Origin of the sequence: Photorhabdus aballayi (assembly GCF_026153155.1) — a bacterium.
In the GTDB taxonomy this organism is placed as follows: domain Bacteria; phylum Pseudomonadota; class Gammaproteobacteria; order Enterobacterales; family Enterobacteriaceae; genus Photorhabdus; species Photorhabdus luminescens.
The window spans coordinates 16,010-30,960 of sequence record NZ_JAPFCD010000058.1 but is presented as its reverse complement, the minus strand read 5'-3'; the positions used below and the strand labels follow the sequence as shown (position 1 = coordinate 30,960).

The 14,951-nt window shown below is 43.4% G+C and carries 14 protein-coding genes and 1 tRNA gene; 13 read left to right on the top strand and 2 right to left on the bottom strand.

From position 1 onward, the window contains the following. Positions 1-178 precede the first annotated feature (178 nt). Positions 179-255, top strand: a tRNA-Asp gene (locus tag OO184_RS20825). A 138-nt stretch (positions 256-393) separates the two neighbouring features. Then, complete coding sequence (locus tag OO184_RS20820) at positions 394-1,176, top strand: endonuclease/exonuclease/phosphatase family protein (RefSeq protein ID WP_088374004.1); 783 nt, start codon at positions 394-396, stop codon at positions 1,174-1,176. 199 nt (positions 1,177-1,375) lie between these two features. Here OO184_RS20820 and hutT read toward each other — a convergent pair whose 3' ends face one another. Beyond that, positions 1,376-2,761, bottom strand: a complete 1,386-nt coding sequence (gene hutT / locus OO184_RS20815; RefSeq protein WP_265380828.1) for an L-histidine transporter HutT — start codon at positions 2,759-2,761, stop codon at positions 1,376-1,378. A 171-nt stretch (positions 2,762-2,932) separates the two neighbouring features. Here hutT and queE point away from each other — a divergent pair, with 171 nt between their 5' ends. Next, positions 2,933-3,604, top strand: coding sequence for a 7-carboxy-7-deazaguanine synthase QueE (queE, locus tag OO184_RS20810; protein ID WP_265380827.1), 672 nt, complete (start codon positions 2,933-2,935; stop codon positions 3,602-3,604). Positions 3,605-3,648: 44 nt separating this feature from the next. Here the strand turns inward: queE and queD are convergent, their stop codons facing one another. Next, entirely contained in the window at positions 3,649-4,011 is a 363-nt protein-coding gene (queD, locus tag OO184_RS20805; protein WP_265380826.1) for a 6-carboxytetrahydropterin synthase QueD, read from the bottom strand. 267 nt (positions 4,012-4,278) lie between these two features. On the opposite strand from queD, the gene cysJ reads away from it, so the two are divergent. From cysJ to ispF, 10 genes are all read left to right on the top strand, one after another. After that, positions 4,279-6,081 (top strand): NADPH-dependent assimilatory sulfite reductase flavoprotein subunit, encoded by a 1,803-nt coding sequence (cysJ, locus tag OO184_RS20800; protein WP_265380825.1) that lies wholly within the window; start codon positions 4,279-4,281, stop codon positions 6,079-6,081. Next, positions 6,081-7,811 (top strand): assimilatory sulfite reductase (NADPH) hemoprotein subunit, encoded by a 1,731-nt coding sequence (gene cysI, locus OO184_RS20795; protein ID WP_265380824.1) that lies wholly within the window; start codon positions 6,081-6,083, stop codon positions 7,809-7,811. The genes cysJ and cysI overlap by 1 nt, the downstream gene beginning before the upstream one ends. Continuing rightward, on the top strand, positions 7,808-8,542 hold the full coding sequence (locus OO184_RS20790) for a phosphoadenylyl-sulfate reductase (RefSeq protein ID WP_265380823.1): 735 nt from the start codon (positions 7,808-7,810) through the stop codon (positions 8,540-8,542). The genes cysI and OO184_RS20790 overlap by 4 nt, the downstream gene beginning before the upstream one ends. Positions 8,543-8,838: 296 nt before the next feature. Further along, positions 8,839-10,251 carry a siroheme synthase CysG gene (gene cysG / locus OO184_RS20785; RefSeq protein ID WP_265380822.1) on the top strand — a complete coding sequence of 471 codons (1,413 nt, stop codon included), beginning with the start codon at positions 8,839-8,841 and terminating at the stop codon, positions 10,249-10,251. A gap of 9 nt (positions 10,252-10,260) precedes the next feature. After that, positions 10,261-11,169 carry a sulfate adenylyltransferase subunit CysD gene (gene cysD, locus OO184_RS20780; RefSeq protein WP_265380821.1) on the top strand — a complete coding sequence of 303 codons (909 nt, stop codon included), beginning with the start codon at positions 10,261-10,263 and terminating at the stop codon, positions 11,167-11,169. Between the two features lie 11 nt (positions 11,170-11,180). Beyond that, positions 11,181-12,623: a sulfate adenylyltransferase subunit CysN gene (gene cysN, locus OO184_RS20775; protein ID WP_265380820.1), complete on the top strand. Its 1,443-nt coding sequence runs from the start codon at positions 11,181-11,183 to the stop codon at positions 12,621-12,623. Position 12,624: 1 nt separating this feature from the next. Continuing rightward, positions 12,625-13,257 carry an adenylyl-sulfate kinase gene (gene cysC, locus OO184_RS20770; protein WP_265380819.1) on the top strand — a complete coding sequence of 211 codons (633 nt, stop codon included), beginning with the start codon at positions 12,625-12,627 and terminating at the stop codon, positions 13,255-13,257. Between the two features lie 146 nt (positions 13,258-13,403). After that, positions 13,404-13,724, top strand: a complete 321-nt coding sequence (ftsB, locus tag OO184_RS20765; protein ID WP_265380818.1) for a cell division protein FtsB — start codon at positions 13,404-13,406, stop codon at positions 13,722-13,724. A 5-nt stretch (positions 13,725-13,729) separates the two neighbouring features. Next, positions 13,730-14,461 carry a 2-C-methyl-D-erythritol 4-phosphate cytidylyltransferase gene (gene ispD, locus OO184_RS20760; protein WP_265380817.1) on the top strand — a complete coding sequence of 244 codons (732 nt, stop codon included), beginning with the start codon at positions 13,730-13,732 and terminating at the stop codon, positions 14,459-14,461. 13 nt (positions 14,462-14,474) lie between these two features. Next, on the top strand, positions 14,475-14,948 hold the full coding sequence (gene ispF / locus OO184_RS20755) for a 2-C-methyl-D-erythritol 2,4-cyclodiphosphate synthase (protein WP_265380816.1): 474 nt from the start codon (positions 14,475-14,477) through the stop codon (positions 14,946-14,948). Positions 14,949-14,951 lie beyond the last annotated feature (3 nt).

The following is a 14,951-nucleotide window of genomic DNA, read 5'->3' as shown; positions in this document are numbered from 1 at the left end:
AAAACAGTGACATAAGGCACAATGGTAGAGAGTAGGATAACTCCGTCGGGAACGGAGTTGAACGTCGCGGATGGCGACGGTCCGAAGGGAAAATGGCACGAAAGCTGTTTGTAAACTACCAAGATTGATGTTTAGGTTTTATGTTGTAGCAGCGACATAAAATCACAGAGAATTCGGTGGTGCGGTAGTTCAGTTGGTTAGAATACCGGCCTGTCACGCCGGGGGTCGCGGGTTCGAGCCCCGTCCGCACCGCCACCTTAGTTAGTAGAGAAACCCTGAGAGAAATCTCAGGGTTTTTTGTCGTTCATGAGTATTAAAATCAATAATTACCTTATGATATTTGATAAAATAGGATAGTTTTTATAGTTATTCTGTATTTAAGAGGTTTTTTACGTGGTAAAAAAAACCTATGCGATAAGGTATGTCGCGGGCCAGCCTGTTGAGCGTGTCTTTCCTATGTCGACTCATCAGCTTGGGAATGCATTACCTGTAGGTACTCCTTTGATCACTGGCACAAATAAGCTTAGGGTTGTTGTATGGAATATCTATAAACAGCAGCGTCCTGCATGGCGAAAGGTTTTGAAGGAGCTAACTAACGAAAGCCAGTTGATTTTATTGCAAGAAGCGCAGACAACTCCTGATTTAGTTGAATTTGCTACCTCAAATTGTCTGATAGCCGATCAAGTTCCTGCATTTCTATTACCACAGCACCCTTCTGGTGTAATGACATTAGCAACTTCTCACCCTGTTTATTGTTGTCCATTGAGAGAGAAAGAGCCTCTTTTACGTTTATCTAAATCAGCTCTCATCACTGTTTATCTTTTGCAGGATAATCGTCATTTGATGGTTATTAATGTGCATGCGATAAATTTCAGTTTTGGTGTGGATGTGTATAGCCGTCAGTTGAATAATATTGGAGCTCATGTTCGTTTACATAATGGCCCAGTAATTATGGCTGGTGACTTTAATGCATGGAGTAAGCAACGATTAAATGCTTTAAAACGCTTTACTAGATATTTACACCTTGAAGAAGTATCTTTTACTGACGACTATCGAACAATCGCGTTTGGCAGGCCTTTGGATTTTATTTTTTACCGAGAGTTGAATATAGCTAATGCCATTGTAATACCTACTGATGCTTCTGATCATAATCCTCTTGTTGTAAATTTCTATTAACTCTTTATTATAAGAATATATTTGTCTATTTATAATGAATTGAATTCTCATTTAATTCATTATAAATAAATATTTTTATTTATGAAATAAGATTTATTTTAAATAATATATAAAAATAACATTGAGATGAATAAAAAAATATTTTTTTGAATGAGTTATAATAAATGCCAGAATAATCTGGCACTTATAAGTGTAAATATTATTTATTCAACTGATGTGGTTGAGAAGTGTTTTTCTTTATGCTTAAAAAATAGGTTATTGATAACAAAACTATCCATATAATTCCCACAATTAATGCAATGCGGGTTTTTTCGAAATAGCCCAGTAATGCAATAACAAATACCATAAAGATAATGGTTAATACTGGTGCTATTGGCCACATAGGAACGGGAAATTTCAGGGTCTTAACTTCTTCTTTGCTCATTTTGCGGCGCATAGCAACCTGAGAAAGTAGGATCATCAACCATACCCATACAGTAGCAAATGTTGCGATAGAGGCAATGATAACGAAAATTTCTTCCGGAATCATATAGTTGAGTATAACTCCAATTAACAGAACTGCTGACATAACGATCACAGTCATCCAGGGTACGCCATTACGGCTCAGCTTGGTGAATGATTTAGGCGCTTGTCCTTCTTGGGCCATGCCATACATCATACGGCCAGCACCAAAAATATCGCTATTAATTGCTGAAACTGCGGCAGTAATCACGACGATATTGAGAATATTAGCAGCAGAATTGATACCTAAGCTGGAAAAAATCTGTACGAATGGACTACCTTCTTGACCGATCTGATTCCACGGATAGATGCACATTAAAATAAACAGAGTCAGTACATAGAACAGCAGAATACGGAAAGGGACAGCGTTGATTGCTTTTGGAATTGTTTTTTCGGGATTTTTGGCTTCACTGGCAGTGATACCAATGACTTCAATACCACCAAAAGCAAACATTACAATGGCGAGTGAAGCTATCACGCCAGTTATGCCATTAGGCATAAAACCGCCATATTCCCACAAACTGGCAATGCCGGTTGCATGATCTGTTTCTTGGCCGAACCCATAGATCATGATAGTGATGCCGCCGACAATCATAGCGATAATTGCGGTGACTTTCACAATCGAAAGCCAGAATTCCATTTCACCGAAAATTTTCACATGGCAAAGATTAATTGCGCCAATAAAGCAGACAATGCTTAGCACCCAGATCCACTGTTCCACGTGGGGGAACCAGAGTTTCATATAGAAACCGAATGCAGTAACGTCAGCCAGGCAAACGATCAGCATTTCGAATATATAATTCCATCCGGTTAGAAATCCGGCTAAAGGGCCGAGGTAATGGCTGGCATAGTGTGAAAAAGAACCGGCTACTGGATGGTGAACAGCCATTTCGCCTAATGCACGCATCACCATAAATACGGCAGCACCGCCGATTAAATAGGCGAGTAATACGGCTGGTCCAGCTTGCTGAATAGCAGCTGCGGAGCCATAGAACAGCCCTGTGCCTATTGCGGAGCCTAATGCCATAAAGCGGATGTGCCGCCCGGTTAGACCCCGTTTCAGCTGAGTTTCATTATTCTGCATTATTTATTCCTGTCACTTTTTCAGTGCTAGATATATTTTAAGCACACGATGCCTCGACAAGTCGCACGTTAGCCAAGCGAAGCAAACCCCGTACCTTACCATAAAGATTGATGTTCGCGGGATAGATATCTGTAATAATGCGCGCTTGCCTTAATGAAACCAGAGATTTTTATGTTTTACCCGATTAACGAAATATTCCAGACATTGCAGGGAGAAGGTGTTTTTGCTGGAGTCCCGGCAATTTTTATTCGTCTGCAAGGGTGTCCGGTTGGTTGTAGCTGGTGTGATACTAAACACACTTGGGATAAAGAAGCGGAAAAGCAACGGACATTGAAAACAATTTTGCTGAAGACGAGTGAAAGCAATGAATGGAGTGAAGCATCTCCTAAGCAAATTGCAGCGCTGTTTGTTCAACAGAAATATACCGCACGTCATGTTGTTATTACTGGTGGTGAGCCTTGCCTTTATGATCTTATACCTCTGATCGAAGAGTTAGAAAGCCTTGGCTACCAATGCCAGATAGAAACTAGTGGTACGTATCATGTTAAGTGTTCTGCTACTACTTGGGTGACAGTTTCACCAAAAGTTAATATGCGCGGTGGTTACCAGATATTGCAGCAGGCTTTGCAAAGGGCTAATGAAATAAAATATCCGGTTGCGAGAGAAAGAGATATTGAAGCATTGGATGAGTTATTAGCGACATTGGATGACAACTCATCGCGTATTATTGCACTGCAACCTATTAGCCAGAAAGAAGACGCTACCCGTTTATGTATTGAAACCTGTATTGCCCGTAATTGGCGGTTTTCTATGCAAACACATAAATATTTGAATATCGCCTGAGAAAAGCTTACTGCACTGGAGGTTTCCTGGTGCAGTAAGTTGTTTCATTTACCGCGGAAAATAGCTCCCGCGTTACAGGTTTCTTTCACCATAACGGCACTGAGTTGTGGAATTGTTGGTTTAACTTTATCCCAAATCCAGGTAGCTAATACTTCGCTGGTTGGATTTTCCAGGCCAGGGATATCATTCAGATAATGGTGATCTAGCTGTTCCCAAACGGGTTTGAATAGGGCTTTTAAATCGGCAAAGTCCATAATCCAGCCACTATGAGGATCGACCTCCCCGGTAATTTCCAGTCGTACCATAAATGAGTGCCCATGAAGGCGACCGCATTTATGGCCTTTTGGGACATGTGGCAGACAGTGGGCGGCTTCAAACTGAAAATCTTTAAAAATCGTTGTGCTCATAGTGGTTCTCCCTGACTTCAAAAAACCCGCTATTCTACCCGATCTTCTGAATTAAACCCGGTTTTTTCATTTTTTTGCAATCGCTCTTATTAACTGTTTTATAGATATATTAAATCTGTAAATATGGTTAGGCGTTTTGGTTATTTGATATTGCGATAGTTTCTTTAAATAGTAACAACTCGCTGAGATAACCTTACAAACCATCCCTATTTATTTTATTTACTCAAAATAACGGACATTGGTAATCGTAAAGGGCAGCACAGGACAATGAGCATAAAACCACCTTCAATTTCACTTCTTCCGGTTTCACCTGAACAGCTAGCGCGTTTGCAATCGGCAATTGGGGATTTTTCACCGACTCAATTAGCCTGGCTGTCTGGTTATTTTTGGGGAATGGTGAATCAACAATCACAAGTTCAGGCTGTGGCTCCGGCGGTTCCGGCACAGGAGACGATTACATTAATTTCAGCTTCACAAACTGGTAATGCTCGTCGTTTAGCTGAGCAGCTCCGCGATGATTTGTTAGCAGAGAAACTCAATGTCAATTTGTTCAATGCCGGGGATTATAAATTCAAACAAATTGCTCAAGAGAAAGTACTGATAATTATTGCTTCTACTCAAGGTGAAGGAGAGCCTGCTGAGGAAGCAGTGGCATTGTATAAATATCTTTATTCTAAAAAGGCCCCAAAACTGAATGATATGGTGTTTGCGGTTTTTGGTCTGGGTGATACCTCTTATGAGCGATTCTGTCAGGCTGGAAAAGATTTCGATAATCGTCTGAATGAATTAGGTGCTAAACGGCTTCTGGAACGTGTAGATGGAGATGTGGAATATCAGCAGGTTGCGGCTCAGTGGCGTAAACAATTAACTGGAATCCTGAAACAGCGTATTCCGGCTGAGATAGGTACTGTGATTGCTTCTACACCGAGCAGATCGGTAAATGAAGTTTTCTCAACTTCTTATACTAAACAGAAGCCACTGATAGCCGCCTTATCTATCCGTCAGAAAATAACAGGCCGTGGTTCTGATAAAGATGTTCGCCATATTGAAATTGATCTGGGTGATTCTGGTTTACGTTATCAACCAGGTGATGCTTTAGGCGTCTGGTTTGAAAATGATCCGGATTTGGTGGATGAAGTATTGAATTTGCTCTGGTTGCAAGGAACAGAACAGATTGAAGTTAATGGACAGAAATTGCCATTAAGGGAAGCACTGATCAGCCATGTTGAGCTAACTCAAAATACCAGTGTGATTGTAGAAAAGTATGCTGTTCTGGCGAAAGATGAAAAATTACTTTCTTTAATTGCCGATAAACAAGCATTACAGCAATACGCTCACAGCAAACCGATCGTCGATATGATAAGAGAAGCGGCTTCTCAACCAGAAGCACAGCAATTTATTGATTTACTGAGACCTTTGACACCAAGACTCTATTCAATTTCGTCTTCTCAGGCAGAAGTGGAAAATGAAGTCCATCTTACAGTTGGTGTGGTTCGTTATGAAATTAACGGACGGGCCCGCACCGGCGGCGCATCCGGCTATCTGGCAGATCGTTTACAGGAAAATGGCGATATTCGTATTTTTATTGAGCATAACGATAATTTTCGTCTGCCTGCTAATCCACGCACGCCTGTCATCATGATTGGGCCGGGAACTGGAATTGCGCCATTTCGGGCATTTATGCAGCAAAGGGAGGCTGATGGCGCTGAAGGGAAAAATTGGTTGTTCTTTGGTAATCCACATTTTACTGAAGATTTTCTCTATCAGGTGGAGTGGCAGCGTTATGTCAAAGATGGCTTGTTGACCCGTATTGATTTGGCATGGTCCCGTGATCAGCAGCATAAAGTTTATGTTCAGGACAAGCTGCGTGAGCAAGGTGAAGAAGTGTGGCGTTGGATGGAGGAAGGAGCACATCTGTATGTGTGTGGTGATGCAAACCGCATGGCGAAAGATGTGGAACATGCGTTATTGGATATTATTGCTGAGCATGGCGGCATGGATAGCGAACAGGCAGATGAATTTTTAAGTGAACTGCGTCTTGAGCGCCGTTATCAGAGGGATGTGTACTAATGAACGATAAACAACATGGTCCTTTGATTGTTGAAGGTAAACTGGCTGACAGTGAACGTATGAAGCAGGAAAGTAACTTCTTGAGAGGTACGATTAGTGAAGATTTAACTAATGGCTTGACGGGAGGTTTTGAAGGGGACAATTTCCTGTTGATTCGTTTTCATGGCATGTATCAGCAGGATGATCGTGATATCCGTGCTGAACGTACAGAGCAAAAATTGGAGCCACGTCATGCAATGATGTTGCGCTGTCGTCTGCCGGGTGGCGTGATTACGCCACAGCAATGGTTAGGTATTGATAAGTTTGCTGAAGAGAATACCCTTTATGGCAGTATTCGTTTGACCAACCGTCAGACATTTCAATTTCATGGCATTCTAAAAGGGAATGTAAAACCTGCGCATCAATTGCTGAATCAAATTGGATTGGATTCGCTTGCGACGGCAAATGATGTTAACCGCAATGTACTTTGTACCTCGAATCCCATTCAATCAGAGTTACATCAGCAAGCTTACGAATGGGCGAAGAAAATCTCAGAACATTTACTGCCGCGTACTCGTGCTTATGCTGAACTCTGGTTGGATAAAGAAAAAGTCGCAACAACCGATGAAGAGCCGATTCTTGGGTCGACTTATTTGCCGCGTAAGTTCAAAACCACGGTAGTCATTCCTCCACAGAATGATGTTGATCTGCATGCTAACGATCTGAACTTTGTCGCCATTGCAGAAGGTGGCAAGTTGGTTGGTTTTAACGTGCTAGTGGGTGGTGGTTTGGCGATGACTCACGGCGATAAAAATACCTATCCACGTATGGCGAGTGAGTTTGGTTATATTCCACTTGAGCATACGTTGGCGATTGCGGAATCTGTAGTGACAACTCAGCGTGACTGGGGCAATCGGACTGAACGCAAAAATGCCAAAACCAAATATACATTGGAGCGGGTTGGTGTTGACACTTTTAGAGAAGAGGTAGAGAGACGCGCCGGCGTGAAATTTGAGGCAGTTCGGCCTTATGAATTCACGGGTCGTGGTGATCAAATTGGCTGGCTGAAAGGCATTGATGATAAATGGCATTTAACGTTGTTTATTGAAAATGGTCGCCTTTTGGACTATCCCGGCAGGTCGCTGAAAAGCGGTGTTGCTGAAATTGCAAAAATACATAAAGGGGATTTTCGCCTGACGGCCAATCAGAACTTAATCATTGCTGGTATTCCTGAAAGTGATAAACAAAGCATTGAAACTATCGCCCGTCAGCATGGATTGATTGACGATAAAACCACCGTTCAGCGTGAAAACTCAATGGCTTGTGTCTCTTTCCCAACATGCCCATTAGCAATGGCTGAGGCTGAACGTTTTTTACCGGAGTTTGTCACCCATATTGAACAGCTGATGAATAAACACGGTATTGGTGATGAACATATTGTTTTGCGGGTGACAGGTTGTCCAAATGGTTGCGGTAGAGCAATGTTGGCGGAGGTAGGGCTAGTTGGCAAAGCGCTTGATCGTTATAACCTTCATCTTGGCGGTAATCGAATTGGCACCCGTATTCCACGCATGTATAAAGAAAATATCAGCTCACAAGAGATCTTATCCATCATGGATGAACTCATTGGGCGTTGGGCAGTAGGGCGGCAATCAAATGAAGGTTTTGGAGATTTCCTGATCCGCACGGACATTATCAAGCCAGTACTGGATTCAGCCCGCGATTTTTACGATTGGCAGGAGGCTGTATGAGCCAATTTAGTTTATCTCAATTTGTCAGTATGACGGCTGAACAGCAAGAGCAATCACTGGCTGAGATTAATCAGCGGCTTGAAATGATGGATGCTCACCAGAGGATAAACTGGGCATTAGAAAATTTGCCAGGGGAGTTTGTTCTTTCCTCCAGTTTTGGTATTCAGGCGGCGGTATGTCTTCATTTAGTGACACAAGAATATCCTGATATTCCGGTCATTCTTACTGATACCGGTTATCTATTCCCTGAAACTTATCAATTCATAGATAAACTCACAACGCAGTTGAAACTGAATTTGCAAGTATTCAGTGCTGACCATTCTCCGGCCTGGCAGGAAGCTCGCTATGGGAAATTGTGGGAACAAGGAGTGGAAGGAATAGAACGCTACAATCAGATTAATAAAGTTGAACCAATGAATCGGGCTTTAAAAAGTCTAAATGCACAAAGTTGGTTTGCTGGTTTACGCCGTCAGCAATCTGAAAGTCGATCAAAATTATCGGTTCTGGCTATACAGCGGGGGGTATTTAAGATTTTGCCGATTATCGACTGGGATAACCGGCTTGTGCATCAATATCTGACAAAGCATGGTTTGGAATATCATCCATTATGGGAACAAGGTTATCTTTCTGTTGGTGACATCCATACAACTCAAAAATGGGAACCGGGCATGAGTGAAGAACAAACCCGTTTTTTTGGCTTGAAGCGAGAATGTGGGTTACATGAGAACTAAAAACCCGGTATTTCTTGAGTGGGATCGATGATAAAGCCCTCGCCTTGTTTTAGGGCGTAATATAAATAGTCTGAAAAACAATTAACAGCCGGCTGTCCGGCTATTACCATTGTATTTTGCATTGTCATCTTTATCCTCATGCAATCTACTGAAAAGCTATTTTGGCGAGATCGCCTATATTCCATTACAGAACAATTAATTCTTTTTTGTCATTTTATAACTTTACCGCCGACTCATATATTCATTCGAAACAGTTTCAGTACTTATAAATATTTCACTGGATATCAAGGGCAATCGTGGATTACTTACCGATATTTGTTGAGCTGAAAGGGCGACTTGTATTACTTGTCGGTGGTGGAGAGGTGGCCGCGCGTAAGGCGACTCTACTACTACGGGCAGGTGCATTATTACGGGTTGTAGCGCCTGAATTGCGCTCTGAATTACAACAACGTTATCAAGCTGGCGAGCTGGAATGGTATAAGGGAGAATTCCAGCCTGAATATCTTGATGGCATTTTTTTGGTCATTGCTGCGACTGATGATCGTATTCTAAATCATCAGGTTTTTTCTGTGGCTGATAAGCGCGGTATTTTGGTCAATGTGGTTGATGATCAATCTCATTGCTCATTTATTTTTCCATCAATTATCGACCGTTCCCCGGTTTTGGTGGCGATATCATCGGCGGGAAAAGCGCCGGTATTAGCGCGTTTAATCCGCGAGAAATTGGAAGCATTACTGCCTTCCAGTCTTGGTGCGATGGCGAAAATTGCTGGCAATTGGCGTGAACGAGTGAAACAGCGATTCACTTCCATGCGCCAGCGTCGTTCTTTTTGGGAACAGGCTTTTAATGGACGTTTCGCTATGTTGGTTGCAAACGGTCAGATTCAACAGGCGGAAAAACAGCTTGAACAACAACTGGAACAGTCTGATTCGCAGGGAGAACTGGCTTTGGTTGGAGCGGGTCCTGGTGATCCGGGATTGCTGACATTAAAGGGATTACAGGTTATTCAGCAGGCAGATGTGGTGCTTTATGATCATTTGGTTAGCAGCGAGGTACTGGATCTGGTTCGCCGTGATGCGGATAAAATTTGTGTTGGCAAAAGGGCAGGTAATCACTCTGTTTCTCAGGAGGAAACTAACCGATTGATTGTGAAATTTGCCAGACAGGGGAAAAAAGTGGTTCGTCTTAAAGGCGGTGATCCCTTTATTTTTGGCCGTGGCGGTGAGGAATTACAGATTGCAGCATCGGCAGGCATTCCTTTTCAAGTTGTACCGGGCATTACTGCCGCCATCGGAGCGACGGCTTACGCAGGAATTCCGCTAACTCACCGGGAACATTCACAGAGTATTACGTTTATTACCGGTCATTGTCGAGAAAAGGGTAATGAGTTGGATTGGCCGGCTTTAGCCAGAGGTCATCAGACTCTGGTGATTTATATGGGGACGGTCAAAGCCGCCTTGATAAGTCATCAATTAATTTTACATGGGCGAGCGGAAGATACACCAGTAGCTGTCATTGGTTGTGGTACTCGTCTGGAGCAGCAAGTGTTAACCGGCACTTTGCTTGAACTGGAACAGTTAGCACAGCAGGCACCGTCGCCGGCCTTATTGGTGGTGGGAGAGGTGGCTCAACTCCACCATCAGATAGCTTGGTTTGGGCAACAATCTATTGCCAAGATAAGCCGTCCGGCAGTAGTCGATTTTGCATAAGGAGTTGTAATGGATGAGAAAAGATTGACACACTTGCAGCAACTTGAAGCTGAAAGTATTCATATTATACGGGAAGTGGCCGCCGAGTTTGAAAACCCGGTGATGCTTTACTCTATCGGTAAAGATTCTTCGGTCATGCTTCATCTTGCACGCAAGGCGTTCTATCCGGGAACATTGCCATTTCCTTTGCTGCATGTGGACACGGGATGGAAATTTCGCGAAATGTACGATTTTCGTGATCGTACAGCGAAGAACTACGGCTTTGAGTTATTGGTGTATCGTAACCCGCAAGGGGAAGCAATGGGAATCAATCCATTTGTGCATGGTAGCGCCAAACATACTGACATTATGAAAACGGAAGGGTTAAAACAGGCGTTGGATAAATATGGTTTTGATGCCGCTTTCGGCGGCGCCCGCCGTGATGAAGAGAAATCACGGGCCAAGGAGCGGATCTATTCCTTCCGTGATCGCTCACATCGTTGGGACCCTAAAAACCAGCGTCCTGAATTGTGGCGTAATTACAACGGTCAGATTAATAAAGGTGAAAGCATTCGCGTATTCCCACTGTCTAACTGGACTGAATTGGATGTTTGGCAATACATCTATTTGGAGCAAATTGATATTGTTCCTCTTTATTTTGCCAAATTACGCCCAGTATTGGAGCGTGAAGGTACGCTGATTATGGTTGATGACGATCGGATTGATCTAAAACCTGGCGAAGTTATCAGCCAGCGCAAAGTTCGTTTCCGTACTCTTGGTTGTTGGCCGCTGACGGGAGCAGTGAAATCTGATGCTGAAACATTGCCGGAAATTATTGAAGAGATGCTGATATCGACGACAAGTGAACGGCAAGGGCGGCTGATTGATAGTGATCAATCGGCTTCTATGGAACTGAAAAAACGTCAAGGTTATTTCTAAGGAGAGCAACCATGTCAGCACTTGCACAGAATGAAGCCATTGCTCATCAAATTAAGGAACAGGGCGGGGTGGAAGCTTATCTACGCGCTCAACAAGAGAAAGGACTACTGCGTTTCCTGACATGCGGCAGCGTGGATGATGGCAAAAGTACGCTAATTGGCCGCTTGTTACATGATACCCGTCAGATCTACGAAGATCAGCTTTCAACCTTGCAAAATGATAGTAAACGTATCGGTACTCAGGGTGAAAAATTAGATCTGGCTTTATTGGTGGATGGTCTTGCCGCAGAGCGCGAGCAGGGCATCACCATTGATGTAGCTTATCGTTATTTTTCAACAGAAAAACGCAAATTTATCATTGCTGATACACCGGGACATGAGCAGTACACCCGTAATATGGCAACGGGGGCATCGACTTGTGATCTCTCTATTCTGTTGATCGATGCGCGTAAAGGTGTTCAGGAACAGACTCGTCGCCACAGTTTTATTAGTACATTGCTAGGTATCCGCTATTTGGTGGTCGCGGTGAATAAAATGGATCTGATGGAATACCGTCAGGAAGTTTTTCATCAGATCAAACAGGATTATATGAATTTCGCTGCCCAATTGCCGACAGATTTGGACGTTCATTTTGTCCCGATCTCGGCACTTGATGGCGATAATATTGTCACCCAAAGTTGCAATATGAGTTGGTATGAAGGGCCGACGTTGTTGGATATTCTTGAAACAGTCGATGTAAAAAAGGAGGCATCAAAGCAGTTACTACGTTTCCCGGTACAATATGTTAATCGGCCTGATCTCGATTTTCGTGGTTACAGCGGCACACTTTCGTCTGGGATTTTACGTAAAGGGCAGAAAATTAAAGTCATGCCATCCGGTATTGGCTCACAGGTGGAGCGGATCGTAACTTTCAATGGTGATTTGGATTTTGCTGTTCCGGGTGAAGCTATTACGGTAGTGCTGAAAGATGAAATTGATATCAGCCGGGGTGATCTCCTAATTTCTGCCGATGATGAGATGAGGGTTACCCGACATGCGCTGGTGGACGTGGTATGGATGTCTGAACAGCCTTTAGTGCAGGGGCAGAACCTTGATATCAAAGTAGCGGGTAAAAAGAGCCGTGGGAAAGTTGAGAATATTCAATACCAGGTGGATATTACTCACCTGACACAGCGGGTGGCCGTTGATTTACCATTAAATGCCATCGGATCAGTGGAATTTTCTTTTGAAGAACCATTAATGCTCGATAGCTATCAGCAAAATAGCGACACCGGCGGCATCATCTTGATTGATAGGTTAACTAATGTCACTGTTGGCGCGGGATTAGTGCGTGAAATTCAGACAGATGTTTATGAAGGGCCAAAAGAATTCAGCGAATTTGAACTGGAATTGAATCGGTTGATTCGTCGTCATTTCCCTCATTGGGGAGCTAGAGATTTACTGGGAGGTAAATAGATTGGCTGACATTGAAAATCTGGCATCAGAAAACGTTGTTTGGCATCCACATCAACTGACCAGAGCGCAGCGGGAGGTTGAAAATGGACATCCTGCATTGGTTATTTGGTTCACTGGTTTATCGGGTTCAGGGAAATCCACGGTGGCTGGGGCCTTAGAGCAGGCCCTGTTTCAACGGGGAATAAAAACTTATTTGCTTGATGGCGATAACTTGCGTCATGGACTTTGTAGTGATTTGGGTTTTTCCGAACAGGACCGGCAGGAAAATATCCGCCGTGTAGGCGAAGTTGCCAATCTGATGGTCGATGCGGGTTTAGTCGTGCTGACGGCTTTTATCTCTCCTCATAAAGCAGAGCGGCAAAAGGTTCGTGAACTGCTGGAACCGGGGAAGTTTATTGAAGTTTTTGTCGATACGCCGTTGGAAATTTGCGAATCTCGTGATCCGAAAGGATTGTACAAAAAAGCTCGTGCCGGTGAGATTCGTCATTTCACGGGGATTGATTCAATCTATGAGGTTCCCGATAACCCGGAAATTTATCTTCCAGGCCAACAACCCGTTGAAGCTTCTGTGGCCCAGTTGCTGGCGGCATTGGAAAAGAGCGGCATTCTACGCTCAAGGGTTCATCACGTATAACGTCAACAAAAAGCACATTATTGCGTTTTCAGTGATGTGCTTGTGTAAAATAGCTTCATTCAACTATTTTTCTCCTACCCTGTTTTGTGATAGTAGCGTCATTCTTTGAGTTATGGGATGATTGACAAATATTTCAGGGGGCGGAAATGGGTAAGCTGACGCTACTATTACTGATTTTACTTGGATGGTTACAGTATTCACTGTGGCTTGGTAAAAACGGCATTCACGATTATGTGCGGGTTAAGAATGATGTTGCGATGCAAGAGCGTAATAACAGCAAACTGAAAGCGCGTAACGATCAGTTATCGGCGGAAATTGATGATCTTACTGGTGGACAGGAAGCCATCGAAGAGCGATCCCGTAGTGAATTGGGCATGATCAAACCGGGTGAAACTTTCTATCGTTTAATCGTTGATAAATCTAAAGAAAATACTTCGCATCCCTCGACTCCAAATAATACTCAATAATTAAAATGAACAATCTATTACTTCGTTCCTGTGCTGGTGTTGTTGCTTTGGTGCCAGCAGCAGGTATTGGTAGCCGAATGAATTCGGACTGCCCAAAGCAATACCTGTCTATTGCCGGAAAGACCATTATTGAGCATACCTTGGCTCTATTACTTGCTCATCCCCGTATTCGGCATGTTGTGATTGTTTTAAATCCCGCGGATACACAGTTTCATTCCCTTGAGGTTGCATCAGATTCGCGCATTACTACGGTAGTTGGCGGTGAACAGCGAGCAGATTCTGTGCTGGCTGGTTTAAATCATCTCGCTCATTTGACTGGCAATGATAATTGTTGGGTTTTAGTGCATGATGCTGCCCGCCCTTGTTTACACCGTGACGATCTTGACCGTTTGCTGCAATTAGCAGAAGAAGATGAACAGGGAAATATTGCATGCGGAGGTATTCTGGCCTCGCCGGTCCGCGATACGATGAAACGTGGACGGACTGGTCAGGTTATTGACCATACGGTAGAACGGCAAGATCTCTGGCATGCACTGACTCCGCAGTTTTTTCCATTGATGTTACTAAGGGATTGTTTGTCAAAAGCACTTTCGCAACACGCCAGCATTACGGATGAAGCTTCCGCACTGGAATATTGTGGCTACCAACCAGTGTTGGTTAACGGGCGTTCGGACAATATAAAAGTTACGCGTCCTGAGGATTTGGCATTGGCAGAATTTTATCTATCTAGAAAATGAAGGAATAGACATCATGAGAATCGGACACGGTTTTGATGTGCATAAATTTGGTGGTGAAGGGCCGATTATTATCGGTGGTGTTCGTATTCCTTATGAGCAAGGGTTATTGGCGCATTCCGATGGTGATGTTGCTCTCCATGCGGCAACTGATGCTTTGTTAGGTGCTGCGGCATTGGGCGATATTGGGAAATTATTCCCAGATACTGATCCAGCGTTTAAAGGGGTGGATAGCCGTAAATTATTGCGCGAAGCCTATTCACGTATTAGAGAAAAGGGTTATCGAATTGGTAATCTGGATATTACGATTATCGCTCAAGCACCCAAAATGCTGCCGCATATCCCACAAATGAGAGTCAATCTGGCAGAAGATCTGCAATGTCACATTGATGATATCAATGTTAAAGCCACAACTACCGAAAAATTGGGATTTGTTGGGCGTAAAGAAGGTATTGCTTGCGAATCGGTTGCTTTGCTGGTTAAGGAATAATTG

Excerpts from the sequence above, each read along its gene's own strand:
- hutT (WP_265380828.1), bottom strand. The coding sequence starts at position 2,761 with ATGCAGAATAATGAAACTCAGCTGAAACGGGGTCTAACCGGGCGGCAC.
- queE (WP_265380827.1), top strand. The coding sequence starts at position 2,933 with ATGTTTTACCCGATTAACGAAATATTCCAGACATTGCAGGGAGAAGGT.
- queD (WP_265380826.1), bottom strand. The coding sequence starts at position 4,011 with ATGAGCACAACGATTTTTAAAGATTTTCAGTTTGAAGCCGCCCACTGT.
- cysJ (WP_265380825.1), top strand. The coding sequence starts at position 4,279 with ATGAGCATAAAACCACCTTCAATTTCACTTCTTCCGGTTTCACCTGAA.
- cysI (WP_265380824.1), top strand. The coding sequence starts at position 6,081 with ATGAACGATAAACAACATGGTCCTTTGATTGTTGAAGGTAAACTGGCT.
- OO184_RS20790 (WP_265380823.1), top strand. The coding sequence starts at position 7,808 with ATGAGCCAATTTAGTTTATCTCAATTTGTCAGTATGACGGCTGAACAG.
- cysD (WP_265380821.1), top strand. The coding sequence starts at position 10,261 with ATGGATGAGAAAAGATTGACACACTTGCAGCAACTTGAAGCTGAAAGT.
- cysN (WP_265380820.1), top strand. The coding sequence starts at position 11,181 with ATGTCAGCACTTGCACAGAATGAAGCCATTGCTCATCAAATTAAGGAA.
- ftsB (WP_265380818.1), top strand. The coding sequence starts at position 13,404 with ATGGGTAAGCTGACGCTACTATTACTGATTTTACTTGGATGGTTACAG.
- ispD (WP_265380817.1), top strand. The coding sequence starts at position 13,730 with ATGAACAATCTATTACTTCGTTCCTGTGCTGGTGTTGTTGCTTTGGTG.
- ispF (WP_265380816.1), top strand. The coding sequence starts at position 14,475 with ATGAGAATCGGACACGGTTTTGATGTGCATAAATTTGGTGGTGAAGGG.